Source organism: Vibrio sp. HI00D65, from assembly GCF_001635455.1.
In the GTDB taxonomy this organism is placed as follows: Bacteria; Pseudomonadota; Gammaproteobacteria; order Enterobacterales; family Vibrionaceae; genus Vibrio.
On sequence record NZ_LWEH01000338.1, the window covers coordinates 1 to 1,525 of the forward strand.

At 58.5% G+C, this 1,525-nt stretch carries 1 pseudogene; it reads left to right on the forward strand.

Annotated features, from left to right (window positions below):
• Positions 1–1,525 (forward strand): annotated as a pseudogene (locus tag A3712_RS27915) (hypothetical protein); the annotation flags it as partial.

Consider the following 1,525-nt stretch of genomic DNA (forward strand, 5'->3'; position numbering starts at 1 on the left):
GGGTGTTGACGAGGTGAATGCAGGCGAGACACTGCCAGCGGTGAGCCTAACGGCGACCGATAGCGACAATGCGACGGCGGTTGACAGCGATACACCAACTTATAACGCTCAAAATGACGGCCCAACCATCGATGTGGTGGCAGAGGCAGCGTTCAATGAAAACGACGCGGCGGTAGATACCGTGGTGGCGACGTTCACAGCGTCGGATGAAGAAGACGGCACACCAAGTGTGGCGTTCACGCCGGGCACAAACACCGATGGTTACTACGCGATCAGCGGCACCGATGTGGTACTGACGCAAGCGGGTGTTGACGCGGTGAATGCAGGCGAGACACTGCCAGCGGTGAGCCTAACGGCGACCGATAGCGACAATGCGACGGCGGTTGACAGCGATACACCAACTTATAACGCTCAAAATGACGGCCCAACCATCGATGTGGTGGCAGAGGCAGCGTTCAATGAAAGCGACGCGGCGGTAGATACCGTGGTGGCGACGTTCACGGCGTCGGATGAAGAAGACGGCACACCAAGTGTGGCCTTCACGCCGGGCACAAACACCGATGGTTACTACGCGATCAGCGGCACCGATGTGGTACTGACGCAAGCGGGTGTTGACGCGGTGAATGCAGGCGAGACACTGCCAGCGGTGAGCCTAACGGCGACCGATAGCGACAATGCGACGGCGGTTGACAGCGATACACCAACTTATAACGCTCAAAATGACGGCCCAACCATCGATGTGGTGGCAGAGGCAGCGTTCAATGAAAACGACGCGGCGGTAGATACCGTGGTGGCGACGTTCACGGCGTCGGATGAAGAAGACGGCACACCAAGTGTGGCCTTCACGCCGGGCACAAACACCGATGGTTACTACGCGATCAGCGGCACCGATGTGGTACTGACGCAAGCGGGTGTTGACGCGGTGAATGCAGGCGAGACACTGCCAGCGGTGAGCCTAACGGCGACCGATAGCGACAATGCGACGTCGGTTGACAGCGATACACCAACTTATAACGCTCAAAATGACGGCCCAACCATCGATGTGGTGGCAGAGGCAGCGTTCAATGAAAACGACGCGGCGGTAGATACCGTGGTGGCGACGTTCACGACGTCGGATGAAGAAGACGGCACACCAAGTGTGGCCTTCACGCCGGGCACAAACACCGATGGTTACTACGCGATCAGCGGCACCGATGTGGTACTGACGCAAGCGGGTATTGACGCGGTGAATGCAGGCGAGACACTGCCAGCGGTGAGCCTAACGGCGACCGATAGCGACAATGCGACGGCGGTTGACAGCGATACACCAACTTATAACGCTCAAAATGACGGCCCAACCATCGATGTGGTGGCAGAGGCAGCGTTCAATGAAAACGACGCGGCGGTAGATACCGTGGTGGCGACGTTCACGGCGTCGGATGAAGAAGACGGCACACCAAGTGTGGCCTTCACGCCGGGCACAAACACCGATGGTTACTACGCGATCAGCGGCACCGATGTGGTACTGACGCAAGCGGGTGTTGAC